Annotated in this window: 16 protein-coding genes and 1 pseudogene; 12 read left to right on the top strand and 5 right to left on the bottom strand. The window is 69.4% G+C overall.

The window, feature by feature from the left end; genetic code table 11:
* Window positions 1–103: 103 nt before the first annotated feature.
* Window positions 104–2,209, bottom strand: coding sequence for an Eco57I restriction-modification methylase domain-containing protein (locus tag FFS25_RS07745; RefSeq protein WP_137802453.1), 2,106 nt, complete (start codon window positions 2,207–2,209; stop codon window positions 104–106).
* 184 nt (window positions 2,210–2,393) lie between these two features.
* Here FFS25_RS07745 and FFS25_RS14135 point away from each other — a divergent pair.
* Window positions 2,394–3,426 (top strand): annotated as a pseudogene (locus tag FFS25_RS14135) (IS30 family transposase).
* 164 nt (window positions 3,427–3,590) lie between these two features.
* Here the strand turns inward: FFS25_RS14135 and FFS25_RS07755 are convergent.
* Window positions 3,591–5,654, bottom strand: a complete 2,064-nt coding sequence (locus tag FFS25_RS07755; protein WP_137802454.1) for an NADPH-dependent 2,4-dienoyl-CoA reductase — start codon at window positions 5,652–5,654, stop codon at window positions 3,591–3,593.
* Between the two features lie 165 nt (window positions 5,655–5,819).
* Here FFS25_RS07755 and FFS25_RS07760 point away from each other — a divergent pair, with 165 nt between their 5' ends.
* The 8 genes from FFS25_RS07760 to FFS25_RS07795 all read left to right on the top strand — a co-directional run bounded on the left by FFS25_RS07760 (window position 5,820) and on the right by FFS25_RS07795 (window position 12,307).
* Window positions 5,820–6,602 carry a LamB/YcsF family protein gene (locus FFS25_RS07760; RefSeq protein ID WP_137802455.1) on the top strand — a complete coding sequence of 261 codons (783 nt, stop codon included), beginning with the start codon at window positions 5,820–5,822 and terminating at the stop codon, window positions 6,600–6,602.
* Window positions 6,599–8,398 carry a 5-oxoprolinase subunit B/C family protein gene (locus FFS25_RS07765; RefSeq protein WP_171004137.1) on the top strand — a complete coding sequence of 600 codons (1,800 nt, stop codon included), beginning with the start codon at window positions 6,599–6,601 and terminating at the stop codon, window positions 8,396–8,398. Before FFS25_RS07760 ends, FFS25_RS07765 begins: the two co-directional genes overlap by 4 nt.
* Window positions 8,399–8,408: 10 nt before the next feature.
* On the top strand, window positions 8,409–10,154 hold the full coding sequence (locus FFS25_RS07770; RefSeq protein WP_053446644.1) for an acetyl/propionyl/methylcrotonyl-CoA carboxylase subunit alpha: 1,746 nt from the start codon (window positions 8,409–8,411) through the stop codon (window positions 10,152–10,154).
* Window positions 10,155–10,194: 40 nt separating this feature from the next.
* A complete protein-coding gene (locus FFS25_RS07775) occupies window positions 10,195–10,965 on the top strand; it encodes a GntR family transcriptional regulator (RefSeq protein WP_137802457.1) in 771 nt (256 codons plus the stop codon).
* Complete coding sequence (locus FFS25_RS14140) at window positions 10,962–11,054, top strand: hypothetical protein (RefSeq protein WP_197017333.1); 93 nt, start codon at window positions 10,962–10,964, stop codon at window positions 11,052–11,054. The genes FFS25_RS07775 and FFS25_RS14140 overlap by 4 nt, the downstream gene beginning before the upstream one ends.
* A 57-nt stretch (window positions 11,055–11,111) precedes the next feature.
* Window positions 11,112–11,369 (top strand): type II toxin-antitoxin system Phd/YefM family antitoxin, encoded by a 258-nt coding sequence (locus FFS25_RS07785; protein WP_137802458.1) that lies wholly within the window; start codon window positions 11,112–11,114, stop codon window positions 11,367–11,369.
* Between the two features lie 2 nt (window positions 11,370–11,371).
* Window positions 11,372–11,632, top strand: a complete 261-nt coding sequence (locus tag FFS25_RS07790; RefSeq protein WP_137802459.1) for a Txe/YoeB family addiction module toxin — start codon at window positions 11,372–11,374, stop codon at window positions 11,630–11,632.
* 216 nt (window positions 11,633–11,848) lie between these two features.
* A complete protein-coding gene (locus tag FFS25_RS07795; RefSeq protein ID WP_137802460.1) occupies window positions 11,849–12,307 on the top strand; it encodes a phospholipase A2 in 459 nt (152 codons plus the stop codon).
* Window positions 12,308–12,318: 11 nt separating this feature from the next.
* Here FFS25_RS07795 and FFS25_RS07800 read toward each other — a convergent pair whose 3' ends face one another.
* Entirely contained in the window at window positions 12,319–13,296 is a 978-nt protein-coding gene (locus FFS25_RS07800) for a Fic family protein (RefSeq protein ID WP_249933819.1), read from the bottom strand.
* Between the two features lie 142 nt (window positions 13,297–13,438).
* Window positions 13,439–14,188, bottom strand: coding sequence for a hypothetical protein (locus tag FFS25_RS07805; RefSeq protein ID WP_137802462.1), 750 nt, complete (start codon window positions 14,186–14,188; stop codon window positions 13,439–13,441).
* Between the two features lie 104 nt (window positions 14,189–14,292).
* On the opposite strand from FFS25_RS07805, the gene FFS25_RS07810 reads away from it, so the two are divergent.
* The 3 genes from FFS25_RS07810 to FFS25_RS07820 all read left to right on the top strand — a co-directional run bounded on the left by FFS25_RS07810 (window position 14,293) and on the right by FFS25_RS07820 (window position 17,408).
* Window positions 14,293–15,399, top strand: a complete 1,107-nt coding sequence (locus tag FFS25_RS07810; RefSeq protein ID WP_502704724.1) for a GmrSD restriction endonuclease domain-containing protein — start codon at window positions 14,293–14,295, stop codon at window positions 15,397–15,399.
* A gap of 161 nt (window positions 15,400–15,560) precedes the next feature.
* Window positions 15,561–16,856 (top strand): MFS transporter, encoded by a 1,296-nt coding sequence (locus tag FFS25_RS07815; protein WP_137802464.1) that lies wholly within the window; start codon window positions 15,561–15,563, stop codon window positions 16,854–16,856.
* 132 nt (window positions 16,857–16,988) lie between these two features.
* Window positions 16,989–17,408: an organic hydroperoxide resistance protein gene (locus FFS25_RS07820; RefSeq protein ID WP_137802465.1), complete on the top strand. Its 420-nt coding sequence runs from the start codon at window positions 16,989–16,991 to the stop codon at window positions 17,406–17,408.
* Between the two features lie 9 nt (window positions 17,409–17,417).
* Here FFS25_RS07820 and FFS25_RS07825 read toward each other — a convergent pair whose 3' ends face one another.
* Window positions 17,418–18,212: a putative hydro-lyase gene (locus FFS25_RS07825; RefSeq protein WP_137802466.1), complete on the bottom strand. Its 795-nt coding sequence runs from the start codon at window positions 18,210–18,212 to the stop codon at window positions 17,418–17,420.
* Between the last annotated feature and the right edge of the window lie 42 nt (window positions 18,213–18,254).

Raw genomic sequence — 18,254 nt, forward strand, 5'->3', positions numbered from 1 at the left:
CCACCGCCCGGCGACGGAACTCGTCGGTGTAGTTCTTCCTTGCCATCCTTGGATTCTCGCTTCCCCAGCATCGTGCTGGATTCCGCGTGTCCAAGATCAGGGGTTAAGCCCCCTGGGCCGTGTTCGGCAGCGCGCGCGAGGCTGAAGCCTTGTGGCCGCGAATCACGCAGGATGACATTGGAAAGCCTGTAGTGATGTCGTCTAGGTCCCAGGACGTGTCGAAACTTACGTGGAGTGACTCTTCCTTGGACGACCATGACCCGGTGCGAAAAGCTGCGTGGGACTGTCGGCTCAGAACGCCGTGGGGCATAACGAACGCGTAGGCACCGCCTTCACGCAGGTAAAGCTCGGCCGCGCGGGCGACGAACAGGGTCGACAGATCGCGCCCGGCTACGCCACGCCCACTGAGGAGTTTTTTCTCCTTCGCCATCACCCGGTATCGGTCCTGCATCGCCGGGGTCATCTTCGAGAATGCGAGCCACGGAGGATTGCCAACCAAGACATCGACCTTGTTATCGCCTCGGGTCAGCCACAGGGGGCGGATGAGATTACGGATGTAGTAGCCCCAGATGTGGTTACGACCAGAGCGATGCAGCTGGCGCCAGGTGTCGAAGGTCGTGATGAGCAAGGCTCGGTCTGACGTGCGCTGATCATTGTCCGGATCCTCGATCAGACGCGCACGCCGTAGAATTGGCTTCATCACGGTGGCGGCTTGCTGGGTGTCCTTGCGAGGATCCACAGCGGCGTCGGCCATCTCTGAGACGAGACGGTCGAATACACCCGCATCGTCCAAGATGCTCTGGGGGAAGCGCAGGTCGTCGCCGAAGAGGGCGCCGCCACCGCCCTCGATGAGGTCCTCGCCGCTGGTGGAGATGGTGATGTGGTTCGTTCCGGTGAGCAGGTCACGACGCTGCTCCCACTGGATGCTGTCACCGAGGTAAACAGGGATGGAGACCGGCCCGCGGGAGGGGTCCTGCAGGCGCCGCGTACCGATCGCGATCAAGTAGGTGACGCGGGCAAGTGCTACAGCAACGGGGTGGATGTCCATACCGATCACATGACGCGTCGTGCTGGCAATCGCCTCCCCGGTGCTCATGCCAGCCTGCTCGGCGGCCTCGAGGTGGGCAGTAACGGCATGCATGACGAAGGTCCCGGACCCGCAGCTGGGCTCCAGCAGGCGCATCGATAGAGGGTCGGTGTAGACGTCGGCAACCATTTTCTCAGCAAGCCAGTCGGGGGTGTAATACTCGCCGAGTGCTTCCCGGACGCGGGGAGAGATGACTGAGGTGTAGAGCGCTTTGAGGACGTCGTGGTCGGTGGTCTTGCTCCAATCGAAGCGCGCGATTCGTCGGGTGAGATCCGTGATGAACTCGGCGCCACCCTCGATGTCGAGGACCCAGTCGAAAAAGTCCTCCTCGACAACTCCGAAAATCTGTCCGTCGTGGAAGCGGGTGCCGCGCGCGATGTCCGAAGCAGTCAGCCCGTCGTGGGTCAGATCAAAACCGGCAACGGCGTGTGCGATAGCCTCGGCAGTCAGAACGAGCAGGGTGTGGTTGATGAACAGGTCCGGATCATCATTGAACCCGTGGCCAAAGGCGGTGCGCAACAACTTGGCCCATAGATCCCGTTTGACCTGAACCTCGGGATTATCTCGTCCTACGGCATACAGGCCCGCAAGTGTATCGCGGTCGAGCTTGTGCCCTGGGGAGTCGGCTCCTAGCCGCGCTTCGATTTGCGTGGACGTCGGGATGATGTGTGCTGCCGTGGCCAGCACGGACTCGAGCCAAACGAGCAGCCCGTCGGCATCGGTAGAGGCAGCGTCGAGAACGTCGACCTCAATGAGGGTGCCGTCTACGAGGCGATGCAGGTGCCACCGAGCTCCGTCGGTGAGGATGCCAACGTATCGCTGGCCGTAGGTCCGCGCCTGGTTCAGCACGTATCCGGCCAGCTGGGCCCGCGCATCAGTCAGAACATTGCCAACGCGTAGATCCTTCTTCACCTCGATGCAGCAGTGACCGATCTGCACGTCCAGACGACGCCGGGTGCCGTCTTGCGTCTGAACCTCAAGCTCGGCGACGTCGTCAACCTCTAGGTTCAGGGCACCCATAGTGAGCAGCTGGTAGATCTCGGCCTGCAACTGCGCCTCGGGCCGTTTCGGATCCCGTCGACGAATGCGGTCTACGACTTCAATAACCTGCTCCGTTGCCATGACGACCATCCTAGGCTTGAACGTCTCACACGCCCGGGCGTGTCGGACTTCTCAAGAACTAATCTGGTTACGCCTCCGGCACAGCCTCCCACGGGATCAAAAAGCCCTCCATCCGCACGGGGGTGTCATAGTGTCGTAGCAACACTCCCGGTCGGCGGGGGCCTGGAGGTGTAGGGCGGGCGTGATGGCGCGTGCAGGACTGACGTTCACCAACAGAGTGGAGATCTCCACCGCGACGAAGGCAGCCTGGGGGATCCGGGACATCGCGCACCACCTTGGGCGATGCCCCTCGGTGGCCTCCCGCGAGATCCGCCAGAACACCTCCGCGACCCGCGGCTATCAGGCCGTCACCACGGACGTCCGCGCTCAGCGCCGCCGCTCCCGCCCCCCAGCAGCGGAAAGTCGCGAAGGATTCCGTGCTGCAGGCTCGAGTGGAGGCGGACCTCGCAACGTCCTGGCCGCCGAACGAGAGCAATGGCCGCTTGCGCACGGAGCCGCAGACCCGACCGTGGAGCGCATGGATTCCTCACCCGACGCCCACGTCGCGACCGTCTCTGGCGAAACGACCTACCAGTACATCAATGCGATCCCTGCGGAGAACTCGCCAGGAGCGGGATCTTCCTGCAGTCCAAGTGCACCCGCCGCAGGCCCCGCGTCTCCGGCCGAACACAGGCGGGCCGATCGTGGGGATGATCCCCATCAGTGAACGCAGCGAAGACGCCGATGAGCGCATAGTGTCCGGTCGCTGGGAAGGCGAGTTGATCATCGGGAAGAACGGTGTTTCCTGCGCGGCGACTCCCGTGGAGCGGATGAGCAGGTTCACCACACAGCTCGCTCTGCCCTCGAAGCACGCGGAGACCACCGCTGACGCGGTGATCGAGAACTTCACCGGGCTGCCGGAGATGACGCGGGGTTCGCTGGCCTGGGACCGGGGCCCGGAGACGGCCAATCACCAGCGCGCGACCCTGGCGACGACGATGCCGGTCTACTTCGCCGATCCCCATGCCCCGTGGCAGCGACCCTCGAACGAGAATACAAACCGTCTCTACCGGGAGTACCTCCCCAAGGGCACGGACATCCCCGACCACCAGCCCCACCTCACCGCCATCCCCGACGAGATCAACAATCGCCCCGGCTGCCGCCTCGGCTTCCTCTCACCGAGAGAAGCGTTCGCCCGCCTCCTCGCCGGCGAACCGCACGTTGCTTCGACGCCTTGACACCACCATGGATCCTGATCCGGTAAAGGCGCACGACAGTTTGGATACCGTCATGGACAAGATTGTGGGAGCCAGCCGACGTTGTCGGATCGAGCTTGCGCGGAAGGAGCTACTGTTCAAGCGATTTCTGAAACACGAGAGCCGCTAGCTGGTGATCCCAGCGCTCACAGCGCCGCCGCGACCTCCACGCCCTGCTTGATCGCGCGCTTGGCGTCGAGCTCGGCGGCCACATCCGCTCCGCCGATGATGTGCAGGCTGATGCCGGAGTGCTCCAGGGGCTCCACGAGCTCGCGCTGGGAGACCTGACCGGCGCACAGGATCACCGAGTCGACCGGCAGCACCAGGGGCTCGCGCGGGGCGTCGGCGGCCTCGGTGTCGGAGGACTCCCCGGCGGGCACGGTGAGATGCAGGCCGTCGTCGTCGATGCGCACGTACTGCGCGCCGGTGATCTGGTGGACGCCGCGTGCCCGCAGGGCCGCGCGGTGGACCCAGCCTGTGGTGACGCCCAGGTCCTTGCCGATCGAGGACGTGCGGCGCTGGATGAGGTGCACCTGGCGCGGCGACGGCTCCGGCTCGGGCTTGCGCAGCCCGCCGATCTGGGCGTCGGGGCCGCTGAGCGGAGCCACGCCCCACTCCTTCTGCCAGTCCTCCACGGGCGTGGGCTGAGGGCCGGTGTGGGTCAGGAACTCGCACACGTCCACCCCGATGCCGCCGGCGCCGATCACGGCAACGCGCTGGCCGGCCTGGCGACGCCCGCTGATCAGGTCCGGGTAGGTGATGACCGAGGGATGCTCGAGCCCCTCGATCTCGGGGACCCGCGGCTCCACACCCGTGGCCAGGATGACGTGGTCCCAGCCGCCGTCGATCAGCTCCTGGGCGCTCACCCGGTGCCCCGTGCGCACCGCCACCCCCAGGTCCTCGAGGCGCTGCGTGAAGTAGCGCAGGGTCTCGGCGAACTCCTCCTTGCCGGGGATGCGCTGGGCCAGGGCGAACTGCCCGCCCAGGTGGTCCTGGGCCTCGAAGAGCTCCACCCGATGACCGCGCTCGGCGGCGGCCACCGCGGTGGCCAGTCCGGCCGGGCCGGCGCCGACCACCGCCACCCGCTGCGCGGTGCGCGTGGGCTCCAGCACCAGGGTCGTCTCCCGGCCCGCCCGCGGGTTCACCAGGCAGGAGGCCCGCTTCTGGGAGAACGTGTGGTCCAGGCAGGCCTGGTTGCAGGCGATGCACGTGTTGATCCGGTCCTCGCGGCCCTCGAGAGCCTTGCGGACCCAGGCGGGATCGGCCAGGAAGGGCCGCGCCATGGACACCAGATCGGTCTGTCCCTCGGCCAGGATCGCTTCCGCGTCCTGCGGCATGGAGATGCGGTTCGACGCCGCGACCGGCACCGAGACCTCGGCCTTCAGCGCGGCGGTCGCCTCCGTGAAGGCAGCGCGCGGGACGCTCGTGACGATCGTGGGCACGCGGGCCTCGTGCCAGCCGATGCCGGTGTTGAAGACGTCGACGCCTGCGTCCTCGAGCTCATGGGCCAGGGCGACGACGTCCTCCCAGGCCTGGCCGCCGTCGACCAGGTCCATCAGGGAGATCCGGTAGATGATCGGCAGCCCCGGGGCCGCAGCGCGCACCGCGCGCACGACCTCCACCGGGAAGCGACGACGGCGCTGGGCGTCGCCGCCCCAGTCGTCCTCGCGCTGATTCGTGCGCTGGGCCAGGAACTGGTTGAGCAGGTAGCCCTCCGAGCCCATGATCTCGACGGCGTCGTAGCCGGCCTCCTGGGCGAGCACGGCGCAGCGGGCGAAGTCCTGGATCGCGGCCCGGACCTGCTCGTCGGTCAGCTCTCGGGCGGGGAACGGGCTGATGGGGGACTGCGTGGCCGAGGCGGAGACCGCCTTCGGGTGATAGGCGTAGCGCCCCGCGTGCAGGATCTGCAGGGCCAGCAGGCCGCCGGCCTCGTGGACGGCGTCGGTGAGGATCCGGTGATGGGCCGCCTGGGCGGGATCCGAGAGCTGGCCGCCCCCGGGGGTGAGGCGGCCTTCGCCGTTGGGGCTGAAGCCGCCGGTGATCATCAGGCCGGCTCCGCCGCGGGCGCGCTCGGCGAAGTACGCGGCGAGCTCGGGGAACTGCTCGGGATCGTCCTCCATACCTGTGTGCATGGAGCCCATGAGGATGCGGTGGGGAAGCTCCAGCCTCCCGATGCTCAGGGGGGCGGAGAGGCGGGGGTGCTCGGTCATGCTGCTCCTGGGTGCGACGACTCTCAGCAGGTCGATGCAGTGGGGTATGTGACCTGCGCCATCATAGTGACGAAGCGTCAGCAGTAGCGAACATCACATTCGATTGTTGAACAATCGCCCTCAATGGTCCATCCTGTTCCAACCACAGCAAGGAGGCCGACTTCCATGAGCGCCATCACTTCCGGGCAGCCCCGGATCGATCTCAACGCCGACTGCGGGGAGTCGCTGACCTCCTGGTCCATGCCGGACGGAGCCGAGATCCTCGAGGTCGTCTCCAGCGCGAACGTGGCCTGCGGCTTCCACGCAGGCGATCCGTCGGTCGCCCGCGAGACCTGCCGCATCGCCTCGCAGCGCGGGGCGGCCATCGGCGCCCACGTCAGCTACGACGACCTCAAAGGCTTCGGGCGCCGCTTCATCGATGTGGTGCCCTCGGAGCTCACGGATCAGGTGATCTACCAGATCGGCGCCCTGCAGGCCTGCGCCCGCTCGGTGGGCGCGCAGGTCCGCTACGTGAAGCCCCACGGCGCGCTCTACAACACGATCGTTCACCACGAGGCCCATGCCGGAGCCGTCGTGCGGGCGCTCGCGGAGCTCGGCGACGAGCTGCCGATCCTGGTCCTGCCCGACTCCGAGATCGAGCGCCAGGCCGCAGCCGCCGGCATCCCCACGGTGCGCGAGGCCTTCGCCGACCGCGCCTACACGCCGGAGGGCCGTCTGGTCTCGCGCCGCGAGGAGGGCTCGGTGCTGCACGATCCGGCCGAGATCTCCGCCCGCGTGGTCCAGATGGCCACCCAGCGCACGGTCACCGCGATCGACGGCTCCACCATCTCCGTGGATGCCGAATCGATCTGCGTCCACGGCGACACCCCCGGAGCTCTCGAGATCGCCCGGCAGGTCTCGGCGGCGCTGTCCGAGGCCGGCGTCGAGCAGCGGTCGTTCCTCTCGTGAGCGAGTCCCGCGCGTCGTCCGAGGTGCCGCAGCGGCGGCTCCTGCCGGTCGCCGATCACTCGCTGCTCATCGAGTGCGCCGACCTGGCCGACGCCGTGGCCATGCATGCCGCGCTGTCCGAGCAGGGCTTCCGCGGGGTGGGCGGCGCCTCGACCGTGCTGATCCGCACGAGCGACCGTCCTGTGCTAGAGGCCGCGCTCGCACGCATCCCCCGGGGCTCACTGGCGGATCAGCCGGGCCGGGAGATCGCGCTGGACGTCGTCTACGACGGCGAGGACCTCCACGAGCTGGCCGAATCCCTGGGCGTCTCAGCCGACGGGCTGATCGAGTGGCACACTGCCGAGCCCTGGATCGCGGCGTTCGCCGGCTTCGCTCCGGGCTTCCTCTACTGCGCTCGATCGCTGGAGTCCGTGGATGGCCTCGAGCTGCCCGATGCCTTGCGCGGCACGCCCGAGATCCCGCGCCGCAGCTCGCCTCGCACCGTCGTGCCCGCCGGCTCGGTGGCGCTGGCCGGGCAGTTCTCGGCGGTCTACCCGCGCAGCTCCCCGGGCGGCTGGCAGCTGCTGGGGCGCACGACGACGCCCATGGTCGATCTGACTCAGGATCCGCCGGCGCTGCTGGCCCCGGGCGACCGCCTGACGTACCGGGCGGTGCGCGAGGCCGTGGAGATCCAGCCGGCCGCAGACCCGGAGCCGATCGAGGTCGATCCCGCGCATCACCTGGTGGTCGAGACCGCCGGGCTGCAGGCGCTGATCCAGGACCGCGGTCGCCCGGGGCGCTCCGACGTGGGGATCTCCTCCTCCGGGGCCCTGGACCGTGCCGCCGCTGATCGAGCAGCCCGCCTGGTCGGCAATATGCCGGATACGGCATGTCTGGAAAGCGTGCTCGGCGGTCTGAGCCTGCGCGCTGCGGGCGATCAGGTCCTGGCCGTGACCGGCGCTGCTGTGGAGCTGGAGGTCGTCCCTGCGCCGTCGTCGGACACGGAGCCGACGGACGCGGCGCCATCGGAGGAGCAGGCGCCCGTCGCGACGGACTCGGCCGATGTGCCTGAGACCGAGCAGACTGAGCCGGACGAGCGTGCCGAGCAGTCGACGAAGGCTCCGAGGGTCGACTCGGGCTGGCGTCCTCGCGCCGGCCTGCCCTTCGCCCTCAAGGACGGCCAGACGCTGCGTGTGGGAGCTCCCTCGGACGGGCTGCGCGTGTACGTGGCCGTGCGCGGCGGCATCGAGACCCCTGCGGTCATCGGCAGCCGTGCGACCGACACTCTCGCAGGGCTCGGCCCCGCGGCGCTGTCCGACGGCGACCGCCTGGCCGTGGGCCGCGATCCCGGCACCGCCGTGGACTGGCCGCTCGAGGTCGCCGGCGCGCCCGTCGCCGAGAAGACCTCGCCGCGCGGGCCGCTCGAGATCCGCGTGGTCCTGGGACCGCGCGCCGACTGGTTCACCACCGAGGCGCTGAGCTCCTTCCAGCAGCAGGAGTGGACCGTCTCGGCGGCCTCCGACCGCGTGGGCGCCCGGCTGGAGGGGCAGGAGCTGGCGCGCAGCATCGAGCGCGAGCTGCCCAGCGAGGGCACCGTGCCCGGCAGCATCCAGGTCCCGGCCTCCGGGCTGCCCGTCGTGTTCCTGAGGGACCACCCCGTGACCGGTGGCTATCCGGTCATCGCCTGCGTGCTCGAGGCCGACCTGGACCTCATGGCCCAGGCCGCTCCCGGCAGGACGGTGCGCTTCGTCGCCGTCGAGCCCGGATCCACCGCAACCACTGACTCCGTCGCAGCGCCTGCTGCCGAGAACCACTGAGGAGACCATCGTGCAGAAGGTCCTGATCGCCAACCGCGGCGAGATCGCCGTGCGCATCATCCACGCCTGCGCCGAGGCCGGCCTGAGCTCGGTAGCCGTCTACGCCGACCCCGACGCCGACGCCCCGCACGTCCACCTGGCCGACGAGGCCTACGCGCTCGAGGGCACCAGCCCGACCGAGACCTACCTGGATCAGGAGGCGATCCTGGCGATCGCCCAGCGCGCCGGTGCAGACGCCGTCCACCCCGGCTACGGGTTCCTGTCCGAGAACGCCTCGTTCGCCCGCGGAGTCATCGACGCCGGCCTGACCTGGATCGGACCGAAGCCCGAGACCATCGAGAAGCTCGGCGACAAGGTCCAGGCTCGCGACATCGCCCGCACCGTGGGGGCCCCGCTGGTGCCGGGCACCGACGGCCCGGTGGCCTCGGGTGCTGAGGCCACCGCCTTCGCCGAGGAGCACGGGCTGCCCGTGATCATCAAGGCCGCTCACGGCGGCGGCGGGCGAGGCATGCGCGTGGTCCGCGAGCTCTCCGAGGTTGAGGATGCCTTCGCCTCGGCGGCGCGCGAGGCCCAGAGCGCGTTCGGTCGCCCCGAGTGCTTCGTGGAGCGCTTCCTCGACGAGCCGCGCCACGTCGAGGCTCAGGTGGTCTGCGACTCCCACGGTGGCGTGGCCGTGCTCGGCACGCGCGACTGCTCGCTGCAGCGCCGCCACCAGAAGCTCGTGGAGGAGGCCCCGGCGCCGTTCCTGAGCGACGAGCAGCGCGAGCGGATCCACACCGCCGCCGCCGAGATATGCCGCGAGGCCGGCTACGTGGGGGTGGGCACCGCCGAGTTCCTGGTGGGCCGCGACGGGCTGATCTCCTTCCTGGAGGTCAACACGCGCCTGCAGGTCGAGCATCCGATCACCGAGGAGGTCTACGGCGCCGACCTGGTCCAGTTGCAGCTGCTCGTGGCCGACGGCGGGCACCTGCCCGAGGGTTTGGGCGCCCAGCCGCAGGGCCACGCCTTCGAGTTCCGCATCAACGCGGAGGACCCGGGCCGCGGCTTCCTGCCCGGCGGCGGGCGCATCGAGGCGATCGACGCCCCCACCGGCCCCGGCATCCGCCTGGACTCCGGCGTGCGCGCCGGTCAGGAGGTCGCCACGACCTTCGACTCGATGCTGCTCAAGCTGATCGTGCACGGCGCGGATCGGCAGGCCGCGCTGCGGCGGGCCCGTCGTGCCCTGGCCGAGATCCGCATCCACGGCGTGGCCACCACAGTCCCGTTCCACCGCGCGGCGGTCGAGGCCCCCGAGTTCGCCGCCGAGACCGCTGAGGACTTCACGGTCCACACGGCCTGGATCGAGAACGAGTTCGCCGAGCGGCTCAGCGCCGACGACGGCTACGCGGCCGACTACCTGCGCGCCGCCGAGCTGGGGCGCTCGCGGTTCAGTGTGGACATCGACGGCCGCCGGGTGATGCTGGGCGTGCCCAAGGCGCTGGCCGCAGCGCTCGAGTCCGGTGGGCAGGCGTCGTCGGCGGGCTCTGCGGAGACCGACGACGACGGCGCGATCAAGGCCGGTGTGGGCGGCACGGTCCTGAAGTGGCTCGTGGAGGAGGGTGCGCAGGTCCAGGCCGGCGACGACCTGCTCGTGCTCGAGGTCATGAAGACCGAGTCGAAGGTCGCTGCGCCGTGCGCCGGCACCCTGTCCGAGCGGGGCGCGGCCGAGGGCGATGCCGTGACGGCCGGTCAGGTGCTCGGACGCATCACGTCATGACACGGGAGGTCATCCTGGCGCCGACTGGCACGATGAGCTCATGACCATCGAGAGCAAGGCGCCGCTGCCCGACATGACCGTGCTCGCGCCGGTGCGCGATGCGGTGGACGCGGAGCACGAGGGTCGGGGCGCGGTCGCGCGCGGAGCCGAGGTGCTGCGCCGCGGCGTGGTCACGGGCCTCCTGCGACCGGGCGCCCGCCTGCCCGAGGAACGGCTGGCGGCGGTCCTGGGCATCTCCCGCAACTCCCTGCGCGCAGCCTTCGACGAGATCGAGCAGGAGCACCTGGTCGAGCGCGAGCGCCATCGCGGCATCCGCGTATGCCTTCCGGATGAGGCCACGGTCCATCAGCTCTACCGCGCCCGGCTGGCCCTCGAGGGGGCGGCTCTGCGCTGGCCGGAGGCGGGGACTCGTCATCGTGCGGTCGAGCAGATGAGCGCCGCCGTGGAGACCGGCCGCTGGGCCCGCAACGCCGGGCAGGTGGCCGCCATGGCCGAGGCCAACGACGCCTTCCACCGGGCCGTCGTCTCGCTGTCCGGCTCGCTCCGCCAGCTCGAGCTCATGAAGCGGGTGCAGTCCGAGCTGCGCCTGCTCTTCCACACGCTCGATGACACTCCGGCGTTCCACCAGCCGTGGGTCGAGCGCAATGCGGCGCTCGTGGACCTCGTGGCCCAGGAGCGCGATGCCGAGGCGACCGACCGGATCGGGGCATACCTGCGGGACTCCCGGGGCATGATCCTGGAGCTGTGGGGCCGCTCTTCCTGCAGCCGGCCATCACCGGCGAGCGGAAGGCCGTCTGGGTCCTGCTCGTGATCGCCCTGCCGCTGCTGGGCTCGTTGGGCTGGCTCTTCCTGGGGCGCCCCGGCGCCCGCCGCCAGCTCGCCGCCGTCGGACAGGGTTGAGGCACCCCTCGTCGGCGAGCCCCTCGGGCTGTACAAATTCTTGTACAGGGAGGTCGAATGAAGACGATGACCTATTCCGAATCGCGCCAGCGCTACGCCGAGGTGCTGGACTCTGTCGTGGATGACCGTGAGGGTGTCGTGATCACCCGCTCGGGTCGCGAGTCCGCCGTCATCCTCTCGCTGGAGGACTACGAGTCCTTGCGGGAGACGGCGTACCTCATGCGCCTGCCCGCCAATGCCCGGCGTCTCCTGGATGCCATGGAGAGGCTGGAGGCGGGGCAGGGCCAGGCCCACGAACTGCTCCCGGAGGACTGAGAGTGCAGCTGCTCTGGGACGAGGCCGCCTGGGAGGAGTATCTGTGGCGGCAGTCCCAGGACCGGAAGGTCCTCAAGCGCATCAACAGGCTTCTCGAGGACATCCAGCGCAACGGAAATGAAGGCATCGGCAAGCTCGAAGCGCTCAAGCACGACTTCGGCGGCTTCTGGTCGCGGCTGATCACCGATGAGCACCGACTGGTCTGCAAGGTCCTCGAGGATCGTGTGCTGATAGCCCAGTGCCGCTACCACTACGGCCGCTGACATGGATCCGCGCGTGGTGACCTGCGCTACAGTCTGAGGCTGTATCCCCTAGTGGGACCGCATATCCTCCTCCGAAGGGGCACGCCATGAAGACTGCTGTGCGCCGACCGATCACTCTTCTTGCGTCCGTGATGCTGCTGGCGTCGACCACGGCGGAGGGCATCCGCCGCCCCGGCCGCAACCCATGCCTCGCCGACAGGCGGGGACATCACCAAGATGCAGTACGACGTCCTGCTGCGGAACTTCAGCCCCCAGGAGATCATCGAGCTCGAGGAGATCTCGAGCCAGGCAGAGATCCAGGATCTCGTCAGGATCATCGAAGGAGCCTCACCTCGGCGTGCGGCTCAGGGCTCCGCCATTCCTCAGGCCACCGTCGTTCCACTGGCCGCGGCGACCGATGAGACCAACGGCTGCAGCTATTCCCCGGATCAGTGGGGACGTGCCGATTTCAAGCCCACCTGCGACGATCACGACCGGTGCTACTCGTCCACGAGCTACGTCAATCGCCTGGACTGCGACACGGTGTTCCTCTCCGGGCTCAGGGCCAGCTGCACCGGGGCCTACCCCACCGAGGCGTTCCGACGCAGCGCCTGCCTCGGGGTGGCTGATCTCTACTACTTCGCGGTGCGAAATACAGGTGGAGCCTTCTACGAGGGACAAGGCCTGAACAACTAGTCGGCCGAGCCTCAGCGCCGCTGGTGGCGTTCCGACTTGTAGCGCTCCACCGCCCGCCTGCTGGAGCGCCATGACCCATCTGGCGTTTGCTCTGCCTCCAACCGCCCGCGATACGCGGCTTGTCGCAGTGCGTCGTAGGTGAGCTCGTCGTCGACGAGTGCTTGAAGGGGCACGAATCGCGACGGCCCGGCGATCTCGGGAATGAGATGGTGGAGGTTGTCGATGACAGATCGGCAGATCTGCTCGGCGAGCGGCCCCATGTCTCCGGCGTCCGCCTTCGCCAGCGCCTTCAGGTACTTCTCACGGTTCTTCCTCAGGATGATGACCGGCGGCCACCCCAGACGCACCAGGATGAGGTTGAGGACCAGGCGTCCGGTTCGTCCGTTCCCATCGATGAAGGGGTGGATCTGCTCGAAGTCCCTGTGCAGCTGGGCCAGGTACTCGGGGATCTCTGAGAGGAGTCGGCTGTCGTCCTGGGTCATCGCCTTCAGCGCATTTGCGCGTTCGATCCACCCACTTAGATCGGCAGAGACCTGGACATGAGCTGGAGGCTTCATGCCGTCCGAGAACGCCTGGATCTCATGTTGCCGGAATGAGCCCGGCCCCTCATCTGGTCCGGCGTCCGGGTGCGGGCGCACGCTCCAGACCTTGTCCATGAGCGTGTGGTGTATGCGACGCACCTCCGTCATGGAGATCAGGTCCTCCGTGGCCCATCCCTCCGGTTCCAGTGCCTGTCCGTACACCCACCGGGATGCTTCGCCGTAGCCCAGGACCTCCATATAGTCGCCGACCTCCTTGGAGCCGACGGCCTTCTGGTCATCGAGAAGGCTCTTGACCTCCCGGAGCACGAGAGTGTTGCCCTCGATCGCGGTGGAGTGGTGCGCTTCGAGGTGCCATAGGTCATCCCAGATCTCCTTGGCCTCACGAGGCCTGGGCAGTCCTCCCCACTCGTCCAGCAGCCCGATCGCCTGGGCGAAGCGCTCGTACACACTGGCGCGCGATGGTCGGCCTCGACTCGGCATGTGCCCTCCCCGGAAAAGTTGTTACATCTCCCTCGCACTAAATGCACGCAACAATCTACTCGACGCCAGCTCGGGCGGGTAGATGCGTCTGTGCATGTCAGCCCATCCTTCAGAGCACCGCGATCTTCTGCCAGACCTTGCGGGCCATGTCGGAGGTCAGGGTCTCGAGGCCCTCCACGCCGTCGATGATCTCGCCGTCCGTCGTGTCCTCGGCGAACAGGGCAGCGGTCTTGCCCACGAGCGAGAGCATCTCCGTGCAGTAGTCCAGGTAGTGGCGCAGCTGCTCGCGACTGAGATCCAGGCCGCCGTCGGCGCGCGAGCCCCGCTCCAGGCGCTCGGGGACCTTGGTCAGCTGATGCATGTCGATCACGTGAGCCAGGGAGCGCAGGCGGTGCAGCAGCCGCATCACGCGCGCCCGCTCCATCCGCTCCGGCACGGCGATCAGGAAGAACACCGCCAGGCCCGCGAACACCGCGTTGTTGATGACGGTCTCCAGCAGCGGCAGGAAGTCGATCGGGCTGATGGCCTCCGGATCGGCCCAGATGTCGGCCGCGGCCAGCGCGATCGTCAGTGTCACGAACACGACGATGAGCGCGACCAGCAGCCGCGACATGAAGCGGGCGAACCGGATGCGACGGCGGCTGATGCCGCCCTCCGAGCCGACCTCGTCCACGAGCGCCGCGAGCTCGCCGCAGACCTCCCACAGCCCGCGATCCGGGAAGCGGGAGCGGATGCGATGCTGGAGCGCGCGCGTGGAATCGCGCACCGCCTCGTGCTTGAGGCTCTGGTACCGGCTGCCGTCGGGAGGGCTGTCGTCGTGGTCGTCGGGCCGCTCGGCCAGCTCATCGAGGTAGGACACCAGGAGAGGGTAGGGCACGCAGCGGCCCGCGCGGCGCCGTCGTCGGCAGGGTGCTGATCAGTAGGCTGTGGGGCTTCCCCGCGACCCCCGACGACGAGGCTGATGTGACCCCTGCGCGCTCCCGGATGACGACCCCCGCCAAGATCGGCATCGGCTGCGGCGGCTGCCTGGGCCTGCTGGTCCTCGCCTTCGTGGTTCTGGTGGTCATCGCGCTGATCGTCGGCTCGTCCGCCGAGGAGGCCGAAGGTCCGCGGCCGGGCTCGTCGGCGTCGTCCGCACCGCAGGCGCCGGAGGCCCCGTCATCGGAGGCGCAGGAGCCTGGCGGGGCCGAGTCGTCCGAGGCAGCAGAGGCACCCGAGGCGGTCGAGACGTCGGCGCCGGCCTCGGAGCCCGAGAGCTCGCCCGCACCCGTCGACGACAGCGCCGCCTCCGACTCCGCTGAGGCCCTGACCGTGCTGGAGACCCTGGACATCAAGGGCCGCGCGCCGAAGACCGGCTATGGCCGCGATCTCTTCGGTCCCACCTGGCACGACGTCGACGGCAACGGGTGCAGCACCCGCAATGACATCCTGGCCCGCGACCTCACGGGCATCGAGCGCGAGGACGGCTGCTCCGTGTCCTCCGGTCTGCTGCAGGACCCCTACACGGACACCGCGATCGACTTCACCGCGGGAATGGACACCTCCGCCGAGGTGCAGATCGATCACGTGGTGGCGCTGTCCGATGCCTGGCAGAAGGGCGCCCAGCAGCTGAGCGAGCAGCAGCGGCTGGTCTTCGCCAACGACCCGCTGAACCTCCTGGCCGTCGACGGTCCGACCAACCAGTCCAAGGGCGACGGCGACGCCGCGACCTGGCTGCCGCCGAACCGCTCCTACTGGTGCCCCTACGTGGCGCGGCAGGTCGATGTGAAGGCCAAGTACGACCTGTGGGTCACCCAGCCCGAGCACGACCGGATGGCGGAGGTGCTGCGGGACTGCGAGGGGGAGTCGTCGTCCGACTCCGGTTCGGGCTCGGACCAGAGCTCGACGCGGGCGCCCGCCGAGAGCGCACCGCAGCCCGCCCAGGAGCCTGCCCCGGCACCCGCTGCACCGGGCGCAGCCTTCGCGAACTGCTCCGAGGCCCGGGCCGCCGGCGCCGCGCCCCTGTACCGCGGCATGCCCGGCTATGCGCCGCGCATGGATGGCGACGGTGACGGGGTCGCCTGCGAGTGACCGGCGTCGCGGCCGTGTGACGCTTCTCGCGGGTCGGATGGCCCCGGAGGCCTGGCAGGCAGAGCGAGCCGAGGTCTAGCGTTGAGGGTTCTGCCGCGAGCGTGAGGCCTCCGCCGCGGTGATGCAGTTCTTCATCGATCCATCATCCCGGGAGGTGTCCTGTGACCGCTGTGCATGAGACCCAGGGCGGCGCCGTGCTGTCGCCGACGCGCCGCCGCATCGCGCTGATGGCCCTGGCCCTCGGAGGCTTCGGCATCGGCTCCGCCGAGTTCGTCTCCATGGGGCTGCTCCCGCAGATCGCCCAGGGGCTGCTGCCCGAGATGATGGCCGCGGACCCGGAGCAGGGCGTGGCCCGCGCCGGATGGGCCATCACCGCCTACGCGCTGGGCGTGGTGGTCGGCGCCCCGCTGCTGTCGCTGCTGGCCGTGCGCCTGAGCCGCACCCGCCTGATCGTAGTGTTCGCGGGACTGCTGTGCGTGTCCACCCTGGCCTCCGGGCTGATGCCGAGCTTCGAGCTGACGCTGCTGGCCCGCTTCATCGCAGGGCTGCCGCACGGCGCCTACCTGGGGGTGGCCTCGCTGCTGGCGGCCTCCCTCATGGGCCCCGGTTCGCAGGGCAAGGGCGCAGCCGTCGCCCTGTCCGGGCTGACCGTGGCCAATCTGGTGGGCGTGCCCATGCTCACGGCTCTGGGGCAGGCGGCCGGATGGCGCGCGGCCTTCCTGACGATCGCCGCGGTCTTCGCGCTGACCGCCGTCCTGGTGGCCACCACGATCCCGTCCCAGCCCGCCCCGCAGGGCCGACGGATCCAGGACGAGCTGCGCGCCTTCTCCCGGGTCCAGCTGTGGGTGGTCATGCTGATCGCCGCGGTGGGGTTCGCCGGGTCGTTCGCCGTGTTCAGCTACATCGCGGACATCGGCCAGCAGGTCGCCGGCATGAGCGCCGGATTCATCCCCGTGCTGCTGGCGTTGGCCGGACTGGGCATGACCATCGGCAACGCGATCGGCGGCTTCACGACGGACCGCTCCTTGGACAGGACGCTTCTGGTGGCCTTCCCGCTCTACATCGCGGCCATGGTGCTGATGGTCTCCGTGGTGACGGACCCGGTCGGGCTGAGCATCGCGTTCTTCCTCACCAACATGGGCCACGCGACGCTGGGCCCGGCCATGCAGACCTGGCTCATGCGCATCGCCGGCCCCTCCGAGATGCTGGGCGCCTCGCTGCACCACGCGGCGTTCAACGTGGCGAACGCGCTGGGCGCGCTGCTGGGCGGCATGGTGATCTCCGCGGGCCTCGGCCTGGCGGCCCCCACAGTGGTCGGGCTGGTCGTGGCGAGCCTGGGCTTCACGATGCTGCTGGGCAGCTTCGCCCTGCTGCGCCTGCGCTCGCGGCGATTCCGCCGCGAGCTCGACACCGCGCAGGTCCCGGTGCAGTCCCCCGAGGCCGCCTCGGCCCGCTGAGCTCGCCCGGCCCGTCCTGGCCGCGCGGCTCGCAGGTGCTCGCGCAGCCGATGCACCCCCGTCTTGACGGGCGTCCTACGATGAGGTCACCGCGTGCCGGAGACGCCGGTCGCGGATCGCGAGGAGGATGACATGGATCCCCTGTACACCACCGAGGCGCTCGCCACCGGAGCAGGACGCGACGGCAGCGTGACCGTCCCCGACGGAGGCCTGGAATTCGATCTGGCTTCACCCCGGGCCATGGGCGGCAGCGGCAACGGGAGCAATCCGGAGCAGCTCTTCGCCGCGGGCTACGCGGCCTGCTTCCACTCCGCGCTGCAGCTCACCGCCAAGCAGCGCGGCAAGGACCTGGGCGACTCCTCCGTGGGCGCCAAGGTCTCCATCGGCAAGGAGGGCGAGGGGTTCGGCCTGGCGGTCGAGCTCGAGGTCGTCATCCCGGGCATGCCGCACGACGAGGCGCAGGAGCTGGCCGATGCGGCGCATCAGGTCTGCCCGTACTCCAATGCCACGCGCGGCAACATCCCGGTGGAGGTCACGGTCTCGGACGACTGATCCGCGGCCTCACGGCACCTGGTACGACGCGTTCGGGGCATCTGTGATGAGCATGTGCCCCGGCGCGTGACCGATCGCGAAGGGGACGCCGCTGGCCGCGATGGCCGCCTGGGGCGTGACGCCGCAGGCCCAGAAGACCGGCAGCCATCCGTCGGGGATCTCCACGGCGTCGCCGTAGTCCGGACGGGAGAGGTCCTCGATGCCGATCGCGGCCGGATCGCCCACGTGCAGGGGTGCACCGTGCACGGCCGGGTAGCGCGAGGTGATGCGCACGGCGTCGGCGACCATGGAGCCTGGCAGCGGCCGCATGGAGACCACGGTGGGCCCGTGCAGCCGGCCTGCGGAGCCGGCTGAGATCGACGTGCGGTACATCGGCACGTTGACGCCCTGGTCCTGATGCGCCAGCGGCAGCCCGGCCTCCAGCAGCGCGGCCTCGAACGTGAAGCTGCACCCGATCAGGAAGGCCACCAGGTCATCGCGCCACAGCTCGGTGACGTCGGCGGGGGAGTCCACGAGCTCGCCGTCGCGGTGGACGGTGTAGCGCGGGATGTCGGTGCGGATGTCGCCGCCGGGCAGCAGGTCGCTGCTGAGCTGACCGGCCTCGAGTACGCCCAGCAGCGGGCAGGACTTGGGGTTGCGGTGGGCGAAGAGCAGGACGTCGTACGCCCAGTCCTGCGGCACCGCGATGAGATTGGCCTGGGCGAAGCCGTCCGACCACCCGGAGGTGGGGACGGCCCGCCCGGCGCGGAACAGCTCCCGAGCGGCGGCAGGGCTCAGCTGGGAGACGGGTGCGTCGCCGTTCATCGGAGCTCCTGTCGTCGCGCGGGTCATGGCCTTCAGGATGCC

Source organism: Kocuria sp. 2SI (assembly GCF_005502825.1).
GTDB classification, from domain to species: domain Bacteria; phylum Actinomycetota; class Actinomycetes; order Actinomycetales; family Micrococcaceae; genus Kocuria; species Kocuria palustris.